The organism is Paenibacillus sp. cl130 (assembly GCF_900116035.1).
In the GTDB taxonomy this organism is placed as follows: Bacteria; Bacillota; Bacilli; order Paenibacillales; family Paenibacillaceae; genus Paenibacillus; species Paenibacillus polymyxa_B.
On sequence record NZ_FOYG01000003.1, the window covers coordinates 479,437 to 504,446 of the forward strand.

Genomic DNA, 25,010 nt, shown 5'->3' on the forward strand with positions numbered 1-25,010 from the left:
ATCGCTCCTATGTAGCCTAAGGAAACCCTGAAGTTGCGTCGGGTTCTTATTGAGCTAACCTGCCCGTTAGTTCAGCGAACGAAGCGCGTATAGTGAACCTCTTATATTTTTTTCGGGCATGTTCATCTTTGCACTTGGGAAAATGGGAAAACATGAAAGTTTCTATAATTCACTTCATCTCACATGTGATTCTATAGGCTCTTCTCTATGATAACTATAAAGAAGATAATTTATTTCATTCTCTATTCCTGGCTTACACTTACTGTGAAACAATGTAATATATTCAGGATATGTTTGTTCCAATTGCCAAATTTACTTTCACTTACGTTTGTTATAAGCCCGCGTCAACTAGCTCTGCAAAAGCCAGTATAGAAGCGCCTCTCTCTTTTTCTCAAACGTTCGTTGTATCTCCAGAAATTCAGGTACCTCCGACAGCCGGGAGGGTCTGTACCCGGGGCAGCCGCAGAAGTGGTAAGCGTATCCTTGTTGATATAGTAGCTCCACCTTTTTCCACTGCTTAATATCCGTTTGCTTCGGGGCCTGAAACATGTATACAAGGCTGCAAACTCCTGTGAGGATTCCTCCAGTTTGACCACCGCCTGACGGTAAATAACAATGCTCACGAGCAAAAATGGAATGACACAGGCCGGCACGTTTCCGCCCATAAATTTGCTGCAGTCTCGCGTTTATTACTCGCTCTATCACCGACATATTCAACTTGTAGAACAGCCTCCATGAATTACCCACTACTTTAAAATTCATACATGTTAATTTGAGCTAGCTGCCTTATTTCTTGATATAATCAGCGAACTTCCGGAGAAAATCGAGCGAATGGATATCCTCTCTGAGATGATGATGAACCAGATCATCCATTTTGGTTGTTTCCTTATTCAGCATGTATTCAAGCATAGCTTGGTGCTCATGCCAGATGCCCATCAGCTTCCCTGTTTCCAGCATATGCAGCTTGCGATATCTGATATAGTGAACATTCGACTGCTGAATGAGCTGCCAAAGAAACCCCCGTCCCACCAATTGGAACATGGTTTGGTGAAACTGATCATCCAGACTGAGAAATTGATCCGTAGCATGATCTTCTTCAATCACAGCTCTCTGTCTGTCTAGAATATCACTCAACTTCTGTACATCGCTTAATGTAATTTGCGAAGAAAGCTCCTTCATAATCTCCTTTTCCAATGCGCTTCTTAAGTAAATAATTTGTTCAACGGACTCTAGATCAATATAGGACACAATGTTCCCCTTCTTGGGATAAATATCAATGTAGGACTCAAGCGCAAGCCACTTCAATACATCGCGTAGCGGAGTTCTGGACAGCTGGAAGCGTTCTGACAAGGTCGTCTCACTGAGAAGAGTACCCGGCTTTAAGGTCAGTGACAAAATATCTTTTTTCAACAGTTGCATGATTTCTTCTTTTGTAAACATATCATTCCTACCTTTACTTTATAAATCTAGTTATATTATAAAGCATTTTGAGCTGACGAACCCCTCTGAAATTATCATTGACAAGAACAAACCCTATAATTTATGATCAACTCAATCTTGTATACAAGACAAACGAAATACAATCAGGGAGGGTATCGTTATGAATATGACCTGGAGATGGTATGGTGAAAACAACGACAATATTACACTGGATCATATCCGGCAAATTCCGGGAGTTATGGGCATTGTCTGGTCTTTACATGATAAGGTAGCCGGTGAAGTATGGGAAATGGAGCGAATTCAGGAGGTAGCTGATCAGATTACGAGCAAGGGCTTTAGTACGGCGGTCGTAGAAAGTGTAAATGTCCACGATGATATCAAAATCGGCCTGCCATCCCGCGATCAATATATTGACATTTATATCGACACCATTCGAAAATTAGCCAAAGTGGGAGTCAAGGTGATTTGCTATAACTTTATGCCTGTCTTTGACTGGACAAGAACGGAACTGTATAAGGAACTGCCTGATGGGTCCAACGCCCTCTTTTATGAAAAGGCTGCCATTACCGATGATCCACGCCAAATGGTGGATCGGATTCTCGAGGGAGCCGGAAAGTTCACCATGCCTGGCTGGGAACCGGAGCGGTTGGCGAGACTGGATGAACTTTTTGCTGCTTACGCGGATGTCACAGAAGACAAGTTGTTTGGCAACCTGAAGTATTTTCTTGAGCGCATCATCCCGGTCTGCGAGGAGGTTGACATCAAGATGGCCATTCATCCTGATGATCCGGCATGGCCCATCTTCGGATTGCCGAGAATTGTCCGTAGTCGTGAGACCATCCAGCGCATCCTAGATGCAGTGAACAGCCCATATAATGGTCTAACCTTCTGCACAGGCTCACTGGGGAGCAATCCTGAGAATGATTTGCCAGCCATGATTCGGGAGTTTCATAATCGTATTCATTTTGCTCATATTCGTAATGTCAAGGTGTTTGAGAATGGCGACTTTATTGAAGTGTCACACCGCGGTAAGGACGGAAGCGTCGATGTTCCGGAAGTAGTTAGAGCTTATTACGAGAACGGCTATCAGGGATATGTACGCCCTGATCACGGCAGACATCTATGGGGGGAAGAAAAGAATTGTCGGCCAGGCTACGGTTTGTATGACCGTGCACTGGGAGTTATGTACTTGCTGGGTGTCTGGGATAGTCTCGCTCAAGGCAAAGGAGTGAAATAAATGCTCCAACTTGACCGGAAAGGCCTTTCAGAAAAGGCGGCCTGGGGAGCAGCAGGCATCGAGCTGCCAAAATATGATCTGGAGCTTGTAGCCAATAACACCCGAGTTAGACCACAATGGGTGCATTTCGGCGCAGGCAATATTTTTCGAGGGTTGATAGCCAACGCGCAGCAACAACTGCTGAATAAATTGAAAGCGGATACAGGTATTATTGCGGCCGAAGCCTTTGATTTTGAAATGATCGACAAAGTCTATAAGCCTTATGACAATCTAACCTTACTGGTGTTGATGAGTGCTGACGGAAGATTTCACAAGAGCGTGGTCGCAAGCATCGTTGAGGGACTCGCAGCAGAGCAAAATCGTCCAGACGACTACCTCCGTCTGATTGAAATATTTGAGAATCCGTCCCTGCAGATGGCCAGCTTTACTGTCACGGAAAAAGGATACGCCCTGACCGGGCCCGACGGCAAGTATCTGGCTGTTGTGGAGAGGGATTTGACGAATGGTCCTGAACAGCCAGTGCATGTGATGAGCATAGCTACTTCGCTTGCCTATCGGCGTTACCTGAAGGGGCGGCATCCAATGACCTTTGTGAGCATGGATAATTGCTCCCATAACGGCGATCTGTTAAAGGATAGTATGATTGCTATCGCCAAGGAGTGGACTCGCAGAGGCCTGGTAGAGGAAGGATTTGCAGACTATCTGCAGAATGAGGAGAAAATAACCTTCCCCCTGACCATGATTGACAAAATTACTCCCCGCCCTTCCTTGCAAGTACAGTCTGCTCTTCGGGGGCTGGGGTTAGCCGACATGGAGATGATCGTTACCTCAAGGCATACGTATACGGCTCCCTTTGTCAATGCTGAGATTAGCGAGTATTTGGTCATTGAAGACAAGTTTACGAACGGGAGACCTGCACTGGAGGAAGCTGGCATCATCTTCACGAATCGGGATACGGTGGACAAAGTGGAGAAGATGAAAGTCACTACCTGTCTCAATCCGCTGCATACAGCGCTGGCCCTAGCTGGGTGTCTGCTTGGATATGAGCTTATTGCAGATGAAATGAGGGATCACACATTGCGTCGTCTGGTGGAAACCATTGGCTACAAGGAAGGTTTGCCTGTTGTAGTTGATCCCGTTATTATCCAACCGAAACCATTTATTGACGAGGTATTGCAGGAACGCTTCGCCAATCCCTATATTCCGGATACGCCTCAGCGGATTGCAACAGATACCTCTCAAAAGATGAGCATCCGTTTTGGTGAAACCATAAAGTCTTATGCTAGCACAGCAGGACTTGATCCTGCGAACTTGACTGCTATTCCCTTGACCATTGCGATCTGGTGTCGCTATTTGCTGGGAGTGGATGATCAAGGAGCACCCTTCATACTCAGTCCGGACCCGTTACTAGATACATTACAGGGATATTTGCAGAATACGAAGCTGGGCGATCAGACCTCCGAGGTTCGCTGCCTCCTCGAGGATGACAAACTGTTCGGTGTCCGATTATATGAGATTGGTCTGGGCGACAAGATTGAAGCCATGTTTCATGAGATGCTGGCAGGTCCTGGTGCAGTCCGAAGCACGATAGAGAAGTATGTGAACTAGAACTTACATTAACGCAATCCCCCTACCAGAAACTTTGGTCAGGGGATTGTGTTAATGAGAACCAATTTTTTAAATAATCAACATCCACATGACTAAGTATCTGTTCTTCTCCCCTTTTTTGGATTCACAAAGTAATATTAAATCCCGTGTCGCTTCACCTGTTGTTACGTTTCCAGCAATAATCGTTTATTTAGGTCATCTCGGAACGGCGTCTATAATATTAGATGTGCTTACTTCGGCCTACAGTATAATTTGTTTATTCTCAGAACACGCAAGCAACATCACATAAGTTGCTTATTATTTAGAAGGTCACAATCACTTTGCCTTGAGAGTGGCCCATCGACACTTTAATCAGCGCCTTGTTAATGTCCCCAAACGTATAAGTTGAATCTATAGAGGGCTTGATATTTTCTTTTTCAACAAGTTTAGTGATTTCTTGTAATTGACTTCCATTGGCTTGCACAAATAAAAAGCGATATTCATTTTGATTCTTACGTGCTAAAGAATCTAAGCGAGCACCCACTAGACCAAACAATGCTTTTTTCCACAACGGAAAATGATTGTCAACCGCAAAGCGATAATTAGGTCCGGCTTTCAATGATACCAATTTCCCTTGTGGTTTTAAAATGCCCAGTTCAGCTTTGATCTCTTTGGCACCCAAGGTGTCGATCACATAATCGATATCGGACAGTATGTTAGCATAATTCTCTGCCTTATAATTTATGAATTGATCAGCCCCGATCGACAGTGTACGTGATCTGCCTCTTTCACTTCCACTTGTAATAACATGTAATCCCATTGATTTGGCAATGGGAATTGCCATAGCGCCAAATCCTCCGGTTCCTCCAGGAATGAATAGCTTTCTATTCGGCTGGGCATGGAGTACATCGTGCAATGCTTGATAAGCAGTCAAGGCAGTAAGGGGTACCGCAGCAGCTTCAATAAAAGATAGATTTTCAGGTATGATGGATAAAGCATCTTCATTTACGGCCGCATACTCAGCAAAAGCACCGATTTTATTAAGCGGCAACCTCGTATAAACAGGGTCACCAACCTTAAAATTCAAAACATCATCACCAACGGCTTCAATAATGCCAGATAGTTCATTCCCTAAAGTTAATGGCAACTTATAGTCAGCAATCATCCGAACACTGCCATTCAGATTAAGAATGTCCAGTGGATTTACACCTGCAGCTTTTACTTTGACAAGAACCTCATGGCTATTGATCTGTGGTATGTTAACATCATTTAATTCCACTTGGATTTTTTTTGAATATTTCTGTATTTGTGCTGCTCTCATGATTCATCCTCTTCCTTTGCTAATTTTGGGGTAGCACACCATGAATGCAATCACTAGTTACGAGTGTAGGTGGATCAAAATAAATATTCAGTTCTTGGCTAATAAAATCAAGGTAGAGTAGATAAATCATGGCGTACAACTTTCAGTCGCACGCCATGATTTACCATATTCACTATTGTTACCCTTCTTGGGATTCTAATTCTTCCATCGTAGGATAATCCGTGTAACCTTTGCTTCCCAGACCAAAGAATGTTGTCGGATCTGCTTCGTTCAACGGCGCACCTTTTTGAAGTCGTTCCACTAAATCCGGATTGGCTAATGACCATACACCAACAGGCACCAGATCAGCAAGGCCACGATCTATATCCACGCTAAGATCCTCCAGAGCTCGTCCAGCACGATTGACTAACAAAGGATTCGTCCAGATTGAGCGAATGTCTTGGAGCAGTTTTTCGTTTCCAAGATGCATGACATGAAGGTAAGCTAAATCCAATTTAGCTAATTCTTTTACAAGATAACGATAAAGTTCAGGACCTTGTTCACCATCTTGAATCCCACCAAGAGGTGTCCCTGGCGAGATACGGAAGCCTGTTCTTTCTGCTCCAATTTCTTCGACTATGGCTTTCGTTACTTCAATCGCGAAGCGAGCACGATTTTCTATAGATCCCCCGTATCCATCTGTTCGTGTATTCGAGTTTTCTCCGATAAATTGATTAATCAGATAACCATTGGCTCCATGAATTTCAACGCCATCCGCACCTGCTTTAATAGCCGCTGCTGCTGCTTTCCGGAAATCAGCAATGGTCGTTTGAATGTCCTCTTCACTTAACTCACGAGGAACGGGAATGTCCTGCATACCTTTAGCAGTAAACATTTCTACACCGGGCGCGATTGCAGATGGCGCAACAGGTTGGCGATGATGTGGTGTATTATCAGGGTGCGACATGCGACCAGCATGCATTAATTGGATATACATATATCCACCTGCTTTATGCACTGCATCTGTAACCTTTTTCCATCCTTCGATATGTTTATCCGTATAGATCCCAGGTGACCATAAGTAACCTTGCCCATCATCAGAAGGCTGTACACCCTCAGTAATAATGAGTCCCATTGACGCTCGTTGAGCATAATAAAGGGAAGTTAGCTCTCCCGGTGTACCATCTTCTTGCGATCTACTACGTGTCATTGGTGCCATTGCTAAACGATGAGGTAATTCCATTGTTCCAATGTTTGTTTTACTCCACAATTTTTTCATTCGGATACTCTCCTCTTTTAATGTATTCAAGGATATATGAATTGAATTTAAAATTCTGAAATGATTGGATAGATTTGGCCTCTCAGGTTGAAATCATAGTTCTGGTCTACAATCCCTACCACCTCGTTGCTATCATAAAGATCCAACATGAAGTCCGCCATTTGTTTGGCAGTGTGGTACTTAGGCATGTTTGCTTTGTAATCAAATTCTTCAGTATCTAATGATTTCTTAACGAATTCCGTTTCTGTTATAGCTGGTGCTAAAACCTTAGCTTTTAGTTTTGCACCTTTCATTTCTAGTTCTTTTGCAAGCCCTTCTGTGAAGGCACTAACGTAATATTTAGATGCAGAATAAGCAACACTCCCAACAGCAATGGCATATCCGAGTGCGGATGAGACGTTAATTAACTGAGTTCCTTCTACATCAGCATAATCTCGCACATATAGTGTAGAAAGGATCGTCAAGGATTCGATGTTAACACGTAACATAGTTTCAACTTTATCTAAATTCTGTTCTGCTACAAAAGAAGCTTCACCGAGCCCCGCATTGTTAATCCAGGTCTCAATTTGGTATTCCTTTAAATTGTTATATAGTGTGTAGGCCTGATCTGTAACAGACAGATCACTTGTATGAACAATAACATTTACAGTAGGATCAATATCCTGAATTGCTGATTTAAGTTCTTCTAATTTATCCAATCTTCTAGCTACCAAGATTAAGTTTTTGCCACGTGCAGCAAAGCCCAATGCCGTTTCATATCCAATCCCTGAGCTTGCTCCTGTGATAACTGTATACTTCATAATATTCTCTCCTTCATAACATGCAGATTAGTATAAATGAGTTTTAAAGACGATTTTAGAACGATCATTCTTATTGGAATAAAAACAGTTAGATCTAACTTGCTATTAGCATATCAATTTTAGAACGAACAGTAAAGAATTTTTTTGTGGCTAAGAATTTTAATTTTGGAGCGGTATTCTTTGACTTGTGTGAGGCATGAGATACAAGTTCTTTCTTTCGTTAGAGGGACAAGAAAAAACTTGTATCAAGGAAACAAACAGTCCTCCATTTAGGTGACTCCTTTTGCCTGTCATGCTGTAATTCCACTTTTAATCCAAAGCGGTCAGTGTCATATCAATAATATTCTTTAATTTTTGCTGATCCGTTGTTGTCTTAACCAACGTACGTAGCCCCAACCACGCATTCATTAAATAATGAGAAATAACTACAGGATCCAAGTCATTCTTGAACTCACCCGATTGTTGACCCTTCAGAACAAGGTTAGTCAAGAGTTCCTCAGTTCGCGAATAACTCTCATCAACTAAGGATGCAACTTCTGGATCCAACACGCCGAGTTCCACGCCTGAATTCACGAGAAAACACCCTAGAGGTTCTCCTTCATTTCTTACTGTCGCCTCAAACAACTCCCGAATTAATTCTTTGATCGGTTTTTGTTTTTCAATCAGAAACCTCATTTTGCTGGTCTGCTTCGTTTCATATCGTTCGAGAGCTTTCATAAATAAGGCATGCTTATCCCCAAAGGTATCATAGATACTTCTTCGGTGAATGCCCATAAACTCAACCAAATCTTGCATTGAAGTTTTCTCATATCCTTGTGCCCAAAATAGGTGTATTGCTTTATCTAATACTTCATTAACTTCAAATTCTTTTGATCTTGCCATCGTCATCACCTCGAATAATCATTATACAATTTAGTGAAGGATCGGCAAACTAGATTTAAAATAAGTGAATACATTACAGGTATGAGGTCTGTCTTACATATTTAACCCAGGATTCTTCGTTTGTCTGCTTGTAACCAATCAGGCGTCCAGCCTTTTTCCAGGGCATCCAGGGTTACTCCTGGCGGAACGATAGCATCTATCGCATCCAGGATATCAGTGCTTAATCGGATGTCGCTGCCTTTTAACGTTTCACGAAGTTGCTCAATTGTTCTTGCCCCCACTATAGCAGAAGTAATTGACGAATGAGCTTGTGTAAATGCCATGGCAAGATGAGGCAAAGTTAATCCTGCTTCACCTGCAAGGGTTTGGAGCTTAGCAACGGCTTCGAACTTGATGCGATTTTCTTCTCGATTCGGATCTACAACAGTTGAAAGTTTCCCTAGAGAACTTGCTGCTCTTGAATCTGGGGCAACAGCTTCTCCCGAGCGGTATTTTCCCGTTAGTAGACCACCCGAAAGTGGGCTCCAAACCATTACACCCATTCCGTATTTTGCGGTTGCAGCAAGCAAATCGAATTCGATACTTCGATTCAATATGGAATACGGGGCTTGCTCGGATACAAAGCGTGCGGTATTTTTGCGTTCGCTAGTCCATTGTGCTTCGGTCACTTGCCATGCCTGAAAATTGGATGTACCAATATAGCGAATCTTCCCTTCACGAACCAGGTCCGTAAGTGCGTCAAGACTCTCTTCAATGTCAGTATGGAGATCCGGCTGATGTAGTTGATACAAATCGATATAGTCCGTTTGCAACCTTCTCAAGCTACCCTCTACTGCACGCTTAATCCAATATTTCGAGTTACCGGATTGATTAAGCCCACTGCCCATGGGCATTCCGCCTTTCGTGGCCAGAATAACATCCTGTCTGCGTCCTTTTAGGATGTGACCCAGAATTTCTTCGGATTGACCACTTGAATAGACATCCGCTGTATCGATCAGATTAATGCCTCCAGCCAAAGCCTCATCCAACATGACTGCAGCTTCTTTCTCCGTATTGTTCCCCCAAAAACCAAAAGTACCTGTACCTAATACAAAACTGCTTATTTTAAGGCCTGTATTTCCTAATACACGATATTCCATGTTCAATCCATCCCTTCTCAATCTGCTATAATTAGAATGATCATTCTAATATTCGTAGAAGAACTCCACGGCAAGATCTCACACCACTCCTCATAACTCTTGGCTTCTTATCCGTGTATTCCTCCCACGCCAACAATATAACATATTTAGAACGATCGGTAAAGAATGATTTTATGACCGAAATTAAGATCAGGTCTTTTGGGAGCATAAACCGACCACGCCAGAGATGATCGATGAAGAATGCAAATTGAATGGCTGTCTGTATGACGGCGATCCGGAAAATGTAGCGGAGAAAATGTTCTTCGTTCGATCTAACTGTTCGGCACTAAGGCAGTCCCAATTGTGCGTAAAGAAAATCCGTTTCAGTTCATCATATTTTCGATTAATGACTCCTCGTCAGTTTAAAGCTAGGTTACCAAGTGAACCCTCTCATTACCGATTGAATGCACACGTGAGCTTTTCTTATCCGACGTACCTATGACGGTTACTTTGCTTTGTCTTTCCTCTTTTAGTCTTTGCTCTATAATCCTTTATGAAAGGACTTCCACAACTTCTCGCTCTGTCAAATTTCCCGAAAATTGAACTGAGAAGACTCCAAAGCCGCGGTCAAAACGGAGCTGGAGTCTTCTTTTCAATAGAAATGAACATTCAAAGCGGAATGTAAAAAAACAAAAACTGACTTTTGGGACATGCCCTCCAGTCTTGTAATTTTTGAATGCTGCTGACTAGCACTAGGCCGACCTTTGTTTACGTATCTAACGTGTACGAAGGCAGGTTTTCCGGTAAAGCCGCCGGACGCAGACATGTGCTTTGCATTGGATAGAAGGTCTGCTGATCGGAGGAATCGTGGAACGCCCACATCGCCTCTAGCACATGATAGGCCAATTCACCACTGGCGCGGTGAGGCCGTCCGCTGCGGATAGCGTAGGCCATATCGGCAACACCGATGCCCCTTGTGTTCTCCTGGTAGCCCGACAACAGCGGAACGTCTGTCCATTCTTGCCCGCCTAGCACCCTATAGCGAACTGGCCCTCCGAACGTGTTCGGGTCAGGCACCTGTAACGTGCCATGAGTGCCGTATACCTCGATCGGTGGCAGAGTGCTTCCACCAAAGATGTCAAAGCTGGTAATTAGCGTGCCGACAGCCCCCTGCTTGAAGCGCAGCAATCCGGCCACATGGGTCGGTATATCGACGGGGATGGTCTGGCCTCTCTTTTTCTCGCTCGTAATCATTCGTTGATCCATCGCCTTGCTTGTCATGCCTGAAATGGTAGCAATCGGACCAAGCAATTGCACCAGAGCCGTCAAATAATAGGGGCCCATATCAAACATTGGACCGCCGCCGACTGCATAATAAAATTCAGGATCAGGATGCCAATGTTCATGTCCACGGCTCATCATGAAAGCCGTAGCGGCTACCGGACTCCCAATGACTCCGTCTTCAATCAGCTTCAATGATGTCTGTATACCGGAACCGAAGAAGGTCTCCGGTGCGCAGCCGACAAGCAGTCCCTTTTGATGAGCAAGATCCAAGACAGCCTGCCCTTGCTCACGGGTGACGGCAAGTGGCTTCTCCACATAAACATGCTTGCCTGCCTCAAGAGCTCTGAGACAAACGTCAGCGTGAACGCCCGGAATGGTCAAATTAATAATGAGTTCGATCTCCGGATCAGCCAAAATCTCATCTACCGAATATACATTCGGAACGTTAAACGCTACTGCCTGCTCCTCTGCCCGACCTTGGTCCAGATCCGCTACTGCGTACAGCTCCAGAATGTCGAAACGATGGCAATTTTCCATGTAAATTCCGCTAATTTTACCACACCCGATAATGCCTACTTTCATTTTGTTCATGCCTGGACTCCCTTCTTCTTCAGAAAAAATGGATAATGGCATTCTTTTATTTCATCGGATACTATTAGAGACTGGCAATACGAATTCAATCAGGACTTCATTGCATAAGGGCACACGCCTAACGGTATTACTGTCCGTGTTGTCTGTTCTCCTTCTGTGCTCTGTCCCTTTCTGACCATGGTGAGTTCAGGTGGTCAAACTCTTTGCCAGAGGTACTACCAATTCATCCGGTCCACGCTAACGCTGCTGGTTGTCTGTCATGCCTGTATAAGCCTCTGCCAGCGAGCTGCCCTGGGTGGCCACCGCCTGTTTGCCTGCGGCTGCCCATAGAAACCCGCTGCGCATCATCTCGGTCACTTGAGGCATATCTATGATTTCTGCGTGATGGCCCAGCGAATTGTAGAAGACGCGTCCGTTCCCCCAGCGCTTCGTCCATACAACAGGCATATCCACTGGCCCATTGGCTGAATGGGGACCTGGTACGACCGGGAAGCGTGTGGTTGCCAGCACTTCAACTGCCGGGTCTACGTGGAGGTAATACTGCTCGCTTTTGACCTGAAAATCCTCAATGTGCTCTAGAAGTGGGCTGGAGCCGCGCTTCATGTTCACCATGTACTCCACCCCGTCATTGCCGGGATGCGCAACCCATTGCCCGCCTGTCATGAACTGCCAATCCACGTTGTTCCGGAAGGCATCACACATGCCGCCATGGCAGCCTGTGAGACCTACGCCGCTTTGAACGGCTGCTGAGACATTATTGACTAGTTCCTGCTCAATCTGTCCCATGGTCCACATTGGAACGATTAAGTCCAGGTCAAGCAGTTTCTCTGCATCCTGGTAGGCTTCAAGGGTATTAGACACCTCCACCTCGAACTGCTCTTCCTTCAAAATGCGTTCAAAAATGGCCGCCACCTGCTCCGGCTCATGTCCGTTCCATCCACCCCATACAATCAGTGCCTTGCGCATCTGTAACCACTCACCTTTCGGAATGTATTGTTATACTACATTTCTTCAATGGATACCCAGCGGCGTTCCTCTATGGAGCGTTCTACCGCTTCAAGCACAGCCTGACAAGCGACACCGTCGTGGAAGTTCGGCGAAGGTTGTCGTCCTTCGGAGATGGCCCTCAACATCTCAAGCATCTCGTGGGTGAAGGTATGCTCGAATCCAATTGTATGTCCTGCAGGCCACCAGGCTTCAGAGTACTTATGTGCCGGATCGGTGGCGAGTACGCGGCGAAAGCCCTGAACGTCCTCCTTATCCTGTGTGAAATACACTTCCAGTTCGTTCATTCGTTCAAAGTCAAACCGCACGCTGCCTAGGCTACCGTTGATCTCGAATGAATTTGTGCTCCGATGTCCGGCAGCAAAACGTGTGGCCTCGAAGCTGCCCAGCGCACCTCCGGCGAAGCGTGCCAGGAACAGCGTGGCATCATCGACTGTCACTTCTCCCATCGGTGCATTTGCCTCTGCGCTCCTTTTGGAGCTCAACCCGCTCATCTCCAAAGCCAACGGGCGCTGTTTGATGAATGTCTCGCTCATACCGATCACTTCATGGAACTCGCCGACCAAGAAGCGAGCGAGATCAATCAGATGGGCGCCAAGATCACCATGAGAGCCAGAACCGGCCACTTCTTTTTGCAGCCGCCATACCAGCGGGAAGGACGGGTCCATGATCCAGTCTTGAAGGAAGAAAGCACGGAAATGATAAATTTTGCCTAGGCGACCGCTCTCGACTAGCTGCTTTGCCAGCTGGACAGCCGGAGAAAAGCGGTAGTTGAAGCCTACCATATGTCTGACCCCTGCTTCCTCTGCTACCTGCAGCATGTCACGGGAATCCGCCAGCGAGAGCGCAAGCGGCTTCTCACAGAACAGATGCTTGCCCTGGAGGGCAGCCTCAACGACAATTTCCTTATGGGCATTACTCGGGGCGTTAATATCAATGAGATCAATATCGTTACGTTTCACTAGATCACGCCAATCCGTAACACTTTCGGTCCAGCCGAACTGGCGGGCAGCCGCCTGAACCCCCTGCGCGTTGCGTCCACAGATAACGGACATCTCTGGCTGCAGCGGGGCATCTGGGAAGAACATGGGTAGACTACGGTAAGCGTTGCTGTGAGCCTTGCCCATAAATTTGTAGCCAACCATTCCGATACGAAGACGATTAGACATGTCGTGATCCTCCTTATGGGTCTGAGTTTCAACGAGTTTTTGACGATTGGTGTTATGGACGAATGGATGACGCCCTGATAATCAGCTCTGTGGACAGGAGTTCTCTTATCGAGTCGGACCCGGTCAGTTCCAGGGCTGGAATAAGGTCCAGAGAATCGGGTATAAGCTTCGAGGCTGCGAGCTCTCCCATCTCATAAAAAGGAACGCGGACACTGCTTAGCGGCGGAACAGCCATCTCAGCCGCATCCGAATCGTCATAGCCTACAAACGCTGGGAACCGTTCAACTGGCAGTCCGCGCTCACGGAGACCCTGCATTACCCCGAGGGCCATCCGGTCGTTCGCCGCAAATACGGCATCAATATCATTCAATTTGTCTGCTATTGTAGCTGAGGCTTCGAGCCCGCTTCGACGGCTGTAGTTACCTTCCAGAAGCAGCTCGTGGTCATATTCAATACCGGCCTCCTGAAGCGCGGTACGGTAACCCTTCATTCGCTCAGTACTATTGGAATAGATATTCGGGCCGTTGAGAAAGGCAATCCGCTTGTATCCCTGCTCGATGAGGTGACTTACAGCCGCTCGACTGCCTTCTACATGGTCTGCATCCACTTCACAGAACGATTGCCCTTCAAAATGGTGATTCATGACGCAGAACGGACGCCCTTCTTCCTGAAGTCTCTTTAGAGCTTCCACCTCATCGTGGTCATCCCTGGCTCCAAGGATGATACAGGTATCGATCCTTTGCTGGCGGAAAAGACTACTGTAATCAATCCGTTCCCCCGGCTTCCGGAACAATAGAAGCAGATCGAGTCCGCTGTCTCTGGCCTTGTTTCCGATACCGCTCAGCATCTCAGAGAAAAAATAGGCTGAGAACAGGTGCGCCTTCGGGACATAAGGCATAACCACACCAAGATGGCCACTCTTGCTTCGGGCAAAGTTACGGGCCAGCGCACTAGGAACATATCCAAGCTGATTAGCTGCGTCCAGAACCCTTCTCCGCGTATCCTCTTTGATAGGACCTACTGCATTTAAGACCCGGGATACCGTCGCTTCAGACACGCCGGAAAGTTCTGCTACTTCCTTGCGCGAAACGATATTACCCACCTCCAAATCATTTTATGTACGCGCGTACATTTTCTCATGCTGCCATACCTCTGTCAATCCCAAAAAGCGTGCTTCAAAGATGAATAAGCTCATTTCTCTACTAAAAGGACATTGTCTCGCGATTCCTGCTTGCCAGCAGATTGAACGGAATATCCCAGCCCCAGCAGTCGGTGCCGCGAACAAATAAATGTTTATTAACTATTGCGCTAACGGATACGAAAGTTCAATAAAATAGCGGCAGTTCTAGGACTTTATTTCCTCGTCCATGACTGCCGCTATTTCGATTTTAGGGATGATTTTAATGCTATTTTACCAGCAGCGAGTTAATGAACATCGGACTTTACTCACTCCGCCTCATAAGGCAGGACAGGATTTTAATATCGCGGAGAAATACGATTTCTCATCTAATTATTTACTTTAACAAAAGAGATTTCCTCATGATTGGGATATGACTTGAAGAATTAGATCAAAGACCCGTTCTTCTCTCCAGTTCCTCCGTATATCTGGCGCCCATCAAAGTGATCTGCGAGGCTGCGCTGTTAATATTGCGCACATCTTCGGATGTGAGCTTAATGTCCACTGCGCCTAGATTTTCTTCCAGACGGCTTAATTTCCGTGTGCCCGGGATCGGAACGATCCACGACTTCTGGGCTAGCAGCCAGGCGAGTGCGATTTGGGCTGGCGTTGCTTTTAACTGCTCAGCCATCTCTTTAAGCAGGTCGACCAACACCTGATTGGCCTCCAGCGCTTTTGGAGTAAAACGTGGAAGAATACTGCGCAAATCGTCATGGTTGAATGTCGTGTTTGCGTTAAAACTTCCCGTCAGGTAGCCCTTGCCCAAAGGACTGAACGGAACGAAGCCAATACCGAGCTCTTCTAGGGCAGGGAGGAGTTCCTCTTCGGGGCGTCTCCACCACAGGGAATATTCGCTCTGAATTGCAGTGAGTGGCTGAACCGCGTGTGCACGACGAATGGTCTTCACTCCTGCTTCAGACAATCCCCAGTGCTTCACCTTTCCTTCCCGGATCAGATCTTGCACAGCTCCAGCTACCTCTTCGATCGGCACATCTGGATCGACTCGGTGCTGATAGTACAGGTCGATGGCTTCAATCTTGAGCCGTCTAAGCGATTCTTCGGCAACTTTCTTGATATGCTCAGGGCGACTGTTCATTCCGGACTGCTTGCCATCCTGGATATTGAAGCCGAACTTCGTGGCAATCACGACTTGATCTCGAACAGGAAGAAGAGCTTCGCCCAAGAGTTCTTCATTCGTGTAGGGTCCGTATACTTCGGCGGTATCAAAGAAAGTCACGCCGCGCTCGACTGCTTTCCGAATGACCGAGATCATTTCCTTTTGGTCCGAAGCCGGCCCATAACCGTAACTCATTCCCATGCATCCAAGTCCGATTGCGGAAACTTCCAGACCGCTATTTCCCAATTTACGCTTTTCCAACATACCTCTTCCTTTCTTAATATCATTTTTTCTTTATCCAGTAGGAGGGTGGGTAATGATAAATGTTCATTATTTTTCTTTAGTTAATTGGCTTACGATCCTATCAAGAGAACTATTATATAATTTTTTGAAACATTCATGCTCTTCAAACTCTATTAATGTGATAAGCCTTTGAACCAATAAGTTCCTAAACCAACGATTCAAATAATTCATCTCCTCCCTTTTTTAAACTTGTTCTTTGATAATGTCGTTATGCTTGCGGTAGTTTAGAGGCTTCTGTCACTTCATCCGCTTCAGCTGTTACATTGTTCTCCCCCTTGCTTGATTCTGTGAGCTTAGTCTTATTATGCCGAACAGAAAAAGCGAAGTGATATCTCATTCGTCTTAAATGATTGCCCAATCCTATTACGGCTACTGTTGCTACAGGCGGATAAGTCTTATAATGGGACCAGACAAACCTGCAAGGAGGATTTGAATGTCCGAGAACCTTATTCGACAGCAACAGGAGCTTACCGGATTAATCGAGCGTCACTCGCTTCAGAATAGCACCAAGGAAACGGCGGTCCCTTCCCTATTTTTCTATCAGCATTCCAGCATAACTGAGCCCGCTTATCGGGTTTACAAGCCTTCTTTTTGTGTTGTCGTTCAAGGTCTGAAAGAAATTTTGCTGGCACAGGAGAGATTTGAATATGGACCGTCCAATTATCTGATCGCTTCCATGAATCTGCCTGTGATCGGTCAAATTATAAAAGCGTCTGCTGACTCTCCTTACCTGAGTCTCAAGCTCGAATTTACACAGAACCAGATCCTTGAAGTGCTGAACGATTGTGATATTAAGGTCACGTCAAAAGATAATGCCAAGCGTGCCCTGTTCGTCGGCTGGATGGAATCGTCCATTCAGGACGCCGTGCTCAGGCTTGCCCGTCTGCTGGACACCCCGGGAGAAATCCCATTTCTCGCCCCGCTTTACACGAGGGAGATTCTGTACAGGCTGCTGCAGGGGCCCTATGGAGTCGAATTGGCTCAGATTGCAGTCGAAGGAAGCAGCACCTATCGGATCCGGGAAGCTATCGACCATATTGTCCGAAATTGGGACCAGTCTTTTCGGATCGAAGATCTTGCAGACACCGCCAGCATGAGTGTTTCTTCGTTCCATCGGCATTTTAAAGAGGTAACCGCCATGAGCCCAATTCAGTTCCAAAAACAGCTGAGACTTCAGGAAGCTCGCCGCATCTTATTGGCTGAATCGGCGGACGCCGCAGACGTCGCTTTCAGGGTTGGTTACGAGAGCTCTTCCCAATTCAGCCGTGAATACTCCCGCACGTTCGGTGCTCCTCCGAGAGCGGACATCAAGCGATTGAAGGAAAAATACGACCAGGTCATGAATGACTAAGTATCTAGACTGATCGGCGAAGAAGCAAAAAGGACGACCTTAGGCCGTCTCTTTTTCGGTATGATACGTTTAACTTCCAGCGTCATTTCCTATAAAACGAGAACACCACCGACTTCCCCAACATCATTTAGGCGGTCTTCGGTCTTCAAGCCCAGTTCGGCAGTAGCGTCTCGCCCCGGTCTGTAGAAGGCGCGGGAGTCACCGAAAGTCTGGAAATCTCATCGCGCCACTCTGGAGTCATCTCTACATCGACAGCGCCCAGTGAGTCTTCCAGCTGCGCGAGGTTTCTTGCGCCAATAATTGGCGCCGTGATCATAGGATTGGACATCGCCCAGGCTACCGCAAGCGTCGAGGGCTTCACGCCTCGTTCTGCTGCATGTGCAGTAAAGCGGTCGGCGACGGCAAAATTCATTTCATCCGCATAGCGGTCCGTATACCGCTGCTCTTCGACCAGCCGTCCTTGCTCCGGTCGTTTGTTCGTTCCGTATTTGCCCGTAAGAATCCCGGCTCCCAGAGGGCTGTACGAAATGACCCCAATCTGCTCGGAAGCGGCAAGAGGCAGGATTTCTACCTCAGCCTGACGTTTGACCAGGTTGTACATCGGCTGGATCAATTCAAAGCGCGCCAGCTCCTCCCTGGCAGAGATGCCGACCGCTTTGGTAATCTGCCAGGCCGACCAGTTGCTCACCGCTGGGTAAAGGATTTTGCCCTGCGCTTGAAGATCGTCGAGTGCACGAAGCGTCTCCTCCATTGGTGTATTTTCGTCGAACATATGCACGAAGTAGAAGTCGATGCGGTCCGTCTTCAGGCGTCGCAGACTGTTTTCCACTTCAAGCATGATATGACGACGGGAAAGCCCCCTAGCATTCACGTCCTGTCCCATCGGATAGAAAACTTTGGTGCTCAGTACAATCTCATTCCGACAGTCCTCGATGCACTCGCCTAGAATTTCTTCGGAGCGACCCTGGCTGTACACGTTTGCTGTATCGAAAAAGTTAATGCCAGCTTCGCGGGAGCGGTTGAACATTTTTTTGGATGTTTCTTCATCGGCATTTCCGCCGAAGGACATCGTGCCAAAACATAAATTTGAAACCTTGATTCCTGTTTTTCCTACTGTACGATAATTCATCGTCATTCCTCCTGCTGTTGACTTACGCCTGTTGTGTGGTTGGGCGAATAATCATTTCATTGATCGCAACGTCTCCTGGCTCTTCAATCGCAAAAGCAATCGCACGTGCGATACTTTCCGCTTTAATCGCTCCTTGATATAACTCATCGTAGGCTTGTTTTAACTCTGCATCCGTGATTCCCTCCGTCAATTCAGTGCTGACAGCTCCTGGAGAGATATTCGTTGTACGAATCTGGGTACCACTGATCGCCTCTTCTTGACGTAAACCTTCCGTAATCGCCCTTACGGCATGTTTGGTCGCGCAATATACAGTGCCGCCGGGATAGACATTATGTCCGGCAATAGAAGACAGATTAATGATATGGCCAGATTTCTGTTTCCGCATCGCAGGCAGAACAGCAGCAATCCCGTACAAAAGGCCCTTGATATTAATATCAATCATCATATCCCATTCATTAATTTTCTTCTTAAAGAGAAACGATTGCGGCATGACTCCGGCATTATTGATAAGTACGTCGATTTTCCCAAACTCTTGAAGTGCATACGAAGCCAACTCCTCCACTTGTTCATGCGATGTCACATCGGTTACTTTGTAGATGGCTGTACCCCCTCTTTGTTCAACTTCTTCTTGCAGCTTTTGTAAACGGTCTTCACGGCGAGCCGCCAGCACAAGCTTCGCACCTTTAGATGCCAGTTCTTTGGCCGCTGCCTCTCCGATTCCGCTGGAAGCACCTGTAATAATAACGACTTTATCTTGAATATTGGACATAGAGAATGAACATCCTTTCGAGACTTAGTTTTCTTTTGCGAATAGTTCTTTGGCCACTGTAATAGCGGACATCGCCTTCGGCCAGCCCGCATAAAAGGCAAGATGGGTAATGACTTCGATCAGTTCCTCTTCCGTCAGGCCGTTGTCTTTGGCTTTACCCAAATGAAAGCCCAGTTGTTCGGAATTCCCTCCGGTGATCAAGCTTGCTACGGTAATGAGGCTGCGGTCGCGTGGGGCCAGCTCTTTGCGTTCCCAAACGTCCCCAAAAAGCACCTTGTCGGTCAGCTCGACAATCTTTGGTGAGAAGTCCCCAATCGTTCGCTGTGCAGCCGTAAGTTTTTGAGTATCTGACATGTGATATCTCCTCTTTCTTTGCATTGATCCTTCATATAAATGCATCTATAATTGAAAAAGATACATTATTGAACTTGTGTCTATTATTATAAGCTGATACAAAATGCTTGCAATTGTTAAATACGCTTGATTTGTTCATTAATAGACATATAAGTTAAAACAGTCAATTATCATTTAGAAGTTTAGGGGTTGAACACAGTGAAAGTGGACAGGAGAATACTCAAAACACAGGAAGCCTTGAAAAAAGCATTAACGGAGTTGATGGCCGAAAAGAGTTTCGACCATATTACGATTCAGGATCTATCCGACAAAGCGAATGTAAGCCGGGGAACCATCTATCTTCATTACGTGGATAAATATGATTTGCTGGATAAGCTGATGGCCGCACACATCAATGAACTTCGAAGATTATGTATTGAATCGGCTCATTTGAGCTTTACAGAGGCCGAAATTGTTTGGTTTGAATATTTTGAGGCTAACTATTTATTTTTCTCCACGATGCTGGTGAGCAAAGGCGCCCCTTACTTCCGCACTCAGTTTCTTGAATTTATGATCGATGAACTTCGGGAAGAGGTCGACATGAATGAAGCAAGAAATCGGGGACTAAACGAAGAAGTGGTTGTCCGTTATGCAGCGTCCGCTGTGGTAGGGATTATGGAGTGGTGGTTTTTGAATGATAAACCTCTCTCTCCTGTCGAGATGGCAGAGCAAATAGGCATGCTGTTGGACCGGAAATTGTGAATCTGATAAAAAAGAGTAGCAGACATATGTCTGCTACTCTCAAAATGGTTTATCAGGGCCAAATACAAGATTGGCGGACTGCTTGGCTTTCTCAATGACATTCATGACCTTCTCGCTATGTTCAAGCATATTCGAGACTTTTCCAAAATCTTTTTCTTCGATGATACGATCAAACTCAACGAATTCGTCATACATTCGATGCGAATGATCTTTTAGATCCACACGAATTGGCGTTTCCTTATTCGCAGTGTAATCAAAGCAGTCGCATATATTAGCTGAACTTGCCATGTGTAAATAGCCCTTATTGCCTTGAATGTTCACGGCATTGGGGGCCGTACTATCTTTTGAACCTATGCAGACACACTTGAAATCACCGTAATCAAGCAGCAGCATACCTGAAGTATCAATTCCACGCTCCATGTTCGCCCAATACTCCACTTTCTTTGGGCTACCGAAGAATCCAACAACAAAATGAATATTATATAAATTAATATCCATCAAGGCTCCACCAGACATTTCCGGATTAAACGCAGGCTGGATTATTCCCGCTTTGAAAGCTTCATATCGAGATGAGTATTGAGAATAGTTGCATTCAACTATTTTGATCTCACCAAGTTTAGGTAGATACTCCTTCATTGACAAATAATTTTTCAAATATTGATTCGTTATGGCTTCCACCAATACCAGTTTTCTTTGCTGAGCAATTTCTTTTAGCTCTAGAAATTCTTGCAAATTGGAAGTAAACGGCTTCTCACAAATGACATGTTTACCACTCAATAATGCTTCTTTGGCATATGAATAATGAAGATGATTAGGCAACCCGATATAAACTGTATCCACATCACGGTTCATCAGCATTTCGCTGTAATCCGAATAAATCTGAGCTATTCCATATTTATTTTTCAAATCCAGTAATTTCTCCTGGTGGCTAGGTCTAGAACAAATGCCCTTTAATACAATGGTCGGGATTTCCTGAATAAAGCTCAATAGATCCCCTACGATCATCCCTGCTCCGACAATTCCCAACTTCATTTTAGTTGCACTCCTCTATACCTTTTTCAAGTATTTCCATACAAATTATCGTTTCTTCGTCTTTAATCACTTTTTCTTTACCAAATACGATCGACTGATAAATATCGTCATACACTCGGGCATAGTCTCCCTTTTCAGAAACGACTTTTTCTTCATGATACTCGCCTTTATCATCCAAATATGTTAAGATGCCGTAATGCTCGGGCAGGTCGATGCCGAAATCGGCGTGTCCCTTAGGCAGATAGTATAATTTCAGATGCTCCTCCTGACGATCCTTCGTTTGCTTTATAAAAACGCCTTTTTTGCCGTATACAACAAAACTCGGCCGCTCTTTTAAGCGAAAAAAGCTGGATTTGATGGATACCTTGAGCGAGGGATAATAAAAATCCAGATCAAAGTAATCATTCATTCTCCCAGCACCCAGCAATTGACGAACATCGTAATGGATTGTGTCCGGCTTCCCAAAATAGGAAAGAACCTGGTCAGTGGTATGAACGCCATGTCCATATAGGTAACTGTTATACTTGGAAAAATGAGAGGTAGAATTTGGAATCTCAGGGCGATAATAATCGTAATGCATCTCCACTTCCAGCAAATCTCCAAGTTTTCCTGATTCAATAACCTTCTGGGTAGTGAGGAAATCCGAGTCGTAACGTCTATTCTGATAGCATTGTACAACCAGATTTTTCTCTTTAGCATATTGGAAGATCGACATGGCTTCTTCTTTGGTTAACATAAAAGGTTTCTCAACAAGTACATTTTTCCCGTGGTCAAGCGCCATTTTCGCATAGTCGTAGTGGGATTCTACAGGTGTACAGATAACAATCAACTGAATCTCCTTATCGTTCATTAGAGATTCAATATTATCTGTATACTGCACGTCAGGGACTTTTTTCCACTCCCCTTTATCTGGATTACGTGCGTATATCGTCTTCACTTTCAAATCAGCTCTGTTCAATGAAAAAGGAAGATGATAACGGTTCGTGCTTTTCCCATTTCCAATATAACCGATGGTAAGCATATTATTTCCCCCTTAGGCTCTTTTTCATTTATTATAGAAGAAGAATGTTGATCGTAAAGGATTTGCCGCCAAAATGGTACATTCAACCGATTATTTGTCAACATGGCGGGTTGTTTTTAAACAAAATGTTTATTTTATATCCTTTATCAAACGTTATTTCAATTGAACCGGAGTGAACCTGTTGAAAATACTGATGCAATTATCCGAAATGCAAAACTTTACACCAAACGAAAAAAGCATTGCATCCTATATTTTGCTTCATAAGGAAAGTATCCTGCACTTAAATATTCAGGAGCTTGCAAAGGCAACATATACTTCGCATTCCGCGATTAATCGATTAACACATAAACTTGGGCTATCTGGTTTCAAGGAGTTCATAATCAAACTTGCTCGGGAATTTCAGCAGAATACCCAGAACATTTCCAATGTAGACCCCAACTATCCTTTCGGTTTTGATGAATCCCCACTTCAAGTAGCGAAAGAAATTGCAGAATTAATGAAAGAAACGATTGAAAAAAACTTTACATTCATGGATGATGATTTATTGTCGCAAACAGCCCTACTGCTGGATCAAGCGAAAAGAATCTTTATATATGCGTTAGGTGATTCACAGATCCGTGCGAAAAGTTTCCAAAATAAATTGGTAAAAATAAACAAGTATGTGTTTATAGCCACGGAGCTGTCTGAGTGGGCTTACCATACGGCTAATCTTACGACACAGGATTGCGCTGTTTTTTTAACTTACCACGGAAAGTCGCCGATTTTTTTAAAAGCAGCACGGCATTTCGCACATGAAAATATCCCTTTTATCACAATTACAGCAACCAATCAAAGCGAATTGGCCAAACTCAGTAATATCTGTATCCAGGTGCCTAATGACGAAGTAAAACATGCCAAGATTGGTACATTTTCATCGCAGATTGCCTTTGACTATGTATTAAATGTGATCTATTCCTGTATCTATAAAATCGACTACTTGAAAAACATGCAAACCACAACACAATCGTTAAAAAATTCGCATCTCAATGACATGATGAATGACGTATAGAATGAATATAGCACTAAAACAAAAAGTCGCCAGTATGGCGACTTCATAAGCATATATATTGTTGTCTCCGGTCAAGGATCAACTTTCATCTATTGCTTTTCGAATATCATAATCATTGATATCGATATCTAAATCCATTCCAAGTGCCAACTTTGCCAGCTGATTTCCAATAAAGGGGCCCATGGTCAACCCGGATGCTCCAAGCCCATTTGCCGCTATAAGACCATCCCAGCCTGGAACAGCTCCGATCACCGGTAGAAAACCGGGTGTAAAAGGACGGAAACCAACTCTTACCTCCTGAAAAGTACTGTTTGCTAAATCAGGGGCCAACTCTAAACCTTTGTGCAGAATTTCCTGCATCCCACCTGCTGTTACCCTCGTATCGTAACCCTCGATTTCATTTTCGTGAGTCGCCCCTATTACGATCTTCTGTTTATCGAAAGCCAGCAGGTATTGATCAGAAGGCGGTATGATTACAGGCCAGGTGCCTGTGTCTTGCCTATTAGGAACCTGCAAATGCATAATTTGTGCTTTTTGATAACTAACCTTAAAATGAATGCCCAAAGGCAACAGTAATTGATTTGCCCATGCACCTGCACAAACAATGACCTTGTCGGACGAGAAACTTTTTGCACCGACCGCTACTCCAGTTACTTGGTCGGACTCATATTGAAGTGCAGCATCCCCATGTATAAGGGTCGCTCCATGTCTCTGTGCTGATCGGACCAACGCATCCCGCAGCGCACGACCATCTATACGGGCGGCACCGCTAATATGAACAGAATGATAACCTTCTACTAACAAAGGAAACCGTTCATGGGTTTCTTTTTCATTTAGCCGGGTAATTTCACCGATTTCCGGTGCATCCGCTTGTCGTAAGTGTGCCCGCTCCTCCATTTTTTTGATTTTCTCCAAATCATCATGAATACTGAGAGCACCCACTTGAGCATAGCCTGTTTCTGTTTCTCCCTCGCTTTTGAGTTCTTCAATCAACCCAGGATAAAAGCGTGCGCCTGCCTTGGCCAGCTGGTACCAAGCCTGATTACGTCGCTGTGATAGCCAGGGACAGATAATGCCAGCGGCGGCATCAGTAGCTTGTCCTTTATCTTTACGATCTACAATAATGACATCAGCACCCATTTTTGCTAGCTGGTACGCTGTCGATGCCCCCAGAATTCCTGATCCAATTACGATGACCTTCTTCATGATTACATCCCTTTCCTAAATCACTGTATCCATTATAGCGAATACTGCATGAATGCATAGAGTTTGAAAT

General features: G+C 45.1%; 22 protein-coding genes. 5 read left to right on the top strand and 17 right to left on the bottom strand.

Annotated features, from left to right (window positions below; translation table 11 throughout):
- Window positions 1–786: 786 nt before the first annotated feature.
- Window positions 787–1,440, bottom strand: a complete 654-nt coding sequence (locus BM358_RS11235; RefSeq protein WP_028541608.1) for a GntR family transcriptional regulator — start codon at window positions 1,438–1,440, stop codon at window positions 787–789.
- Between the two features lie 160 nt (window positions 1,441–1,600).
- Here BM358_RS11235 and uxuA point away from each other — a divergent pair, with 160 nt between their 5' ends.
- On the top strand, window positions 1,601–2,677 hold the full coding sequence (uxuA, locus tag BM358_RS11240) for a mannonate dehydratase (protein WP_028541609.1): 1,077 nt from the start codon (window positions 1,601–1,603) through the stop codon (window positions 2,675–2,677).
- On the top strand, window positions 2,678–4,285 hold the full coding sequence (locus BM358_RS11245; RefSeq protein WP_028541610.1) for a mannitol dehydrogenase family protein: 1,608 nt from the start codon (window positions 2,678–2,680) through the stop codon (window positions 4,283–4,285). It abuts the gene before it with no gap.
- A gap of 301 nt (window positions 4,286–4,586) precedes the next feature.
- On the opposite strand, the gene BM358_RS11250 is transcribed toward BM358_RS11245, so the two are convergent.
- The 10 genes from BM358_RS11250 to BM358_RS11295 form a co-directional block, all read right to left on the bottom strand.
- On the bottom strand, window positions 4,587–5,585 hold the full coding sequence (locus tag BM358_RS11250; protein ID WP_028541611.1) for an NADP-dependent oxidoreductase: 999 nt from the start codon (window positions 5,583–5,585) through the stop codon (window positions 4,587–4,589).
- A 178-nt stretch (window positions 5,586–5,763) separates the two neighbouring features.
- A complete protein-coding gene (locus BM358_RS11255) occupies window positions 5,764–6,843 on the bottom strand; it encodes an alkene reductase (RefSeq protein ID WP_028541612.1) in 1,080 nt (359 codons plus the stop codon).
- Window positions 6,844–6,890: 47 nt separating this feature from the next.
- Complete coding sequence (locus tag BM358_RS11260) at window positions 6,891–7,643, bottom strand: SDR family NAD(P)-dependent oxidoreductase (protein ID WP_023988820.1); 753 nt, start codon at window positions 7,641–7,643, stop codon at window positions 6,891–6,893.
- Window positions 7,644–7,952: 309 nt separating this feature from the next.
- Entirely contained in the window at window positions 7,953–8,525 is a 573-nt protein-coding gene (locus BM358_RS11265) for a TetR/AcrR family transcriptional regulator (protein ID WP_023988821.1), read from the bottom strand.
- Window positions 8,526–8,626: 101 nt separating this feature from the next.
- Window positions 8,627–9,664 carry an aldo/keto reductase gene (locus BM358_RS11270; RefSeq protein ID WP_023988822.1) on the bottom strand — a complete coding sequence of 346 codons (1,038 nt, stop codon included), beginning with the start codon at window positions 9,662–9,664 and terminating at the stop codon, window positions 8,627–8,629.
- Between the two features lie 747 nt (window positions 9,665–10,411).
- Window positions 10,412–11,518, bottom strand: coding sequence for a Gfo/Idh/MocA family protein (locus BM358_RS11275; RefSeq protein ID WP_028541613.1), 1,107 nt, complete (start codon window positions 11,516–11,518; stop codon window positions 10,412–10,414).
- Window positions 11,519–11,755: 237 nt separating this feature from the next.
- Complete coding sequence (locus tag BM358_RS11280) at window positions 11,756–12,484, bottom strand: ThuA domain-containing protein (RefSeq protein ID WP_028541614.1); 729 nt, start codon at window positions 12,482–12,484, stop codon at window positions 11,756–11,758.
- A gap of 35 nt (window positions 12,485–12,519) precedes the next feature.
- Window positions 12,520–13,692, bottom strand: a complete 1,173-nt coding sequence (locus tag BM358_RS11285) for a Gfo/Idh/MocA family protein (RefSeq protein WP_028541615.1) — start codon at window positions 13,690–13,692, stop codon at window positions 12,520–12,522.
- 52 nt (window positions 13,693–13,744) lie between these two features.
- Window positions 13,745–14,800 carry a LacI family DNA-binding transcriptional regulator gene (locus tag BM358_RS11290; protein WP_028541616.1) on the bottom strand — a complete coding sequence of 352 codons (1,056 nt, stop codon included), beginning with the start codon at window positions 14,798–14,800 and terminating at the stop codon, window positions 13,745–13,747.
- 460 nt (window positions 14,801–15,260) lie between these two features.
- Entirely contained in the window at window positions 15,261–16,247 is a 987-nt protein-coding gene (locus BM358_RS11295) for an aldo/keto reductase (protein ID WP_028541617.1), read from the bottom strand.
- 475 nt (window positions 16,248–16,722) lie between these two features.
- On the opposite strand from BM358_RS11295, the gene BM358_RS11305 reads away from it, so the two are divergent.
- The gene (locus BM358_RS11305; protein WP_028541618.1) at window positions 16,723–17,640 is read left to right on the top strand and encodes an AraC family transcriptional regulator; all 918 of its coding nucleotides are present in this window, start codon (window positions 16,723–16,725) and stop codon (window positions 17,638–17,640) included.
- Window positions 17,641–17,785: 145 nt separating this feature from the next.
- Here BM358_RS11305 and BM358_RS11310 read toward each other — a convergent pair whose 3' ends face one another.
- From BM358_RS11310 to BM358_RS11320, 3 genes are read right to left on the bottom strand one after another with little or no spacing between them, the layout of a single operon-like run.
- Entirely contained in the window at window positions 17,786–18,769 is a 984-nt protein-coding gene (locus BM358_RS11310; RefSeq protein WP_028541619.1) for an aldo/keto reductase, read from the bottom strand.
- A gap of 22 nt (window positions 18,770–18,791) precedes the next feature.
- Window positions 18,792–19,538 (bottom strand): SDR family oxidoreductase, encoded by a 747-nt coding sequence (locus tag BM358_RS11315; RefSeq protein ID WP_028541620.1) that lies wholly within the window; start codon window positions 19,536–19,538, stop codon window positions 18,792–18,794.
- 24 nt (window positions 19,539–19,562) lie between these two features.
- A complete protein-coding gene (locus BM358_RS11320; RefSeq protein ID WP_023988831.1) occupies window positions 19,563–19,892 on the bottom strand; it encodes a carboxymuconolactone decarboxylase family protein in 330 nt (109 codons plus the stop codon).
- A gap of 198 nt (window positions 19,893–20,090) precedes the next feature.
- On the opposite strand from BM358_RS11320, the gene BM358_RS11325 reads away from it, so the two are divergent.
- Window positions 20,091–20,633 (top strand): TetR/AcrR family transcriptional regulator, encoded by a 543-nt coding sequence (locus BM358_RS11325; RefSeq protein WP_231517190.1) that lies wholly within the window; start codon window positions 20,091–20,093, stop codon window positions 20,631–20,633.
- A 39-nt stretch (window positions 20,634–20,672) separates the two neighbouring features.
- Here the strand turns inward: BM358_RS11325 and BM358_RS11330 are convergent, their stop codons facing one another.
- Complete coding sequence (locus BM358_RS11330) at window positions 20,673–21,665, bottom strand: Gfo/Idh/MocA family protein (RefSeq protein ID WP_028541622.1); 993 nt, start codon at window positions 21,663–21,665, stop codon at window positions 20,673–20,675.
- A 1-nt stretch (window position 21,666) separates the two neighbouring features.
- Window positions 21,667–22,686, bottom strand: coding sequence for a Gfo/Idh/MocA family oxidoreductase (locus BM358_RS11335; protein WP_028541623.1), 1,020 nt, complete (start codon window positions 22,684–22,686; stop codon window positions 21,667–21,669).
- 181 nt (window positions 22,687–22,867) lie between these two features.
- On the opposite strand from BM358_RS11335, the gene BM358_RS11340 reads away from it, so the two are divergent.
- Window positions 22,868–23,734, top strand: coding sequence for a MurR/RpiR family transcriptional regulator (locus BM358_RS11340; protein ID WP_023988835.1), 867 nt, complete (start codon window positions 22,868–22,870; stop codon window positions 23,732–23,734).
- Between the two features lie 78 nt (window positions 23,735–23,812).
- Here BM358_RS11340 and BM358_RS11345 read toward each other — a convergent pair whose 3' ends face one another.
- Complete coding sequence (locus BM358_RS11345; protein ID WP_028541624.1) at window positions 23,813–24,940, bottom strand: NAD(P)/FAD-dependent oxidoreductase; 1,128 nt, start codon at window positions 24,938–24,940, stop codon at window positions 23,813–23,815.
- Between the last annotated feature and the right edge of the window lie 70 nt (window positions 24,941–25,010).

Bases quoted from the DNA above. Each gene is read 5' to 3' on its own strand.
- BM358_RS11235 (WP_028541608.1), bottom strand. From the start codon at position 1,440: ATGTTTACAAAAGAAGAAATCATGCAACTGTTGAAAAAAGATATTTTG.
- uxuA (WP_028541609.1), top strand. From the start codon at position 1,601: ATGAATATGACCTGGAGATGGTATGGTGAAAACAACGACAATATTACA.
- BM358_RS11245 (WP_028541610.1), top strand. From the start codon at position 2,678: ATGCTCCAACTTGACCGGAAAGGCCTTTCAGAAAAGGCGGCCTGGGGA.
- BM358_RS11250 (WP_028541611.1), bottom strand. From the start codon at position 5,585: ATGAGAGCAGCACAAATACAGAAATATTCAAAAAAAATCCAAGTGGAA.
- BM358_RS11255 (WP_028541612.1), bottom strand. From the start codon at position 6,843: ATGAAAAAATTGTGGAGTAAAACAAACATTGGAACAATGGAATTACCT.
- BM358_RS11260 (WP_023988820.1), bottom strand. From the start codon at position 7,643: ATGAAGTATACAGTTATCACAGGAGCAAGCTCAGGGATTGGATATGAA.
- BM358_RS11265 (WP_023988821.1), bottom strand. From the start codon at position 8,525: ATGGCAAGATCAAAAGAATTTGAAGTTAATGAAGTATTAGATAAAGCA.
- BM358_RS11270 (WP_023988822.1), bottom strand. From the start codon at position 9,664: ATGGAATATCGTGTATTAGGAAATACAGGCCTTAAAATAAGCAGTTTT.
- BM358_RS11275 (WP_028541613.1), bottom strand. From the start codon at position 11,518: ATGAACAAAATGAAAGTAGGCATTATCGGGTGTGGTAAAATTAGCGGA.
- BM358_RS11280 (WP_028541614.1), bottom strand. From the start codon at position 12,484: ATGCGCAAGGCACTGATTGTATGGGGTGGATGGAACGGACATGAGCCG.
- BM358_RS11285 (WP_028541615.1), bottom strand. From the start codon at position 13,692: ATGTCTAATCGTCTTCGTATCGGAATGGTTGGCTACAAATTTATGGGC.
- BM358_RS11305 (WP_028541618.1), top strand. From the start codon at position 16,723: ATGTCCGAGAACCTTATTCGACAGCAACAGGAGCTTACCGGATTAATC.
- BM358_RS11310 (WP_028541619.1), bottom strand. From the start codon at position 18,769: ATGAATTATCGTACAGTAGGAAAAACAGGAATCAAGGTTTCAAATTTA.
- BM358_RS11315 (WP_028541620.1), bottom strand. From the start codon at position 19,538: ATGTCCAATATTCAAGATAAAGTCGTTATTATTACAGGTGCTTCCAGC.
- BM358_RS11320 (WP_023988831.1), bottom strand. From the start codon at position 19,892: ATGTCAGATACTCAAAAACTTACGGCTGCACAGCGAACGATTGGGGAC.
- BM358_RS11330 (WP_028541622.1), bottom strand. From the start codon at position 21,665: ATGAAGTTGGGAATTGTCGGAGCAGGGATGATCGTAGGGGATCTATTG.
- BM358_RS11335 (WP_028541623.1), bottom strand. From the start codon at position 22,686: ATGCTTACCATCGGTTATATTGGAAATGGGAAAAGCACGAACCGTTAT.
- BM358_RS11345 (WP_028541624.1), bottom strand. From the start codon at position 24,940: ATGAAGAAGGTCATCGTAATTGGATCAGGAATTCTGGGGGCATCGACA.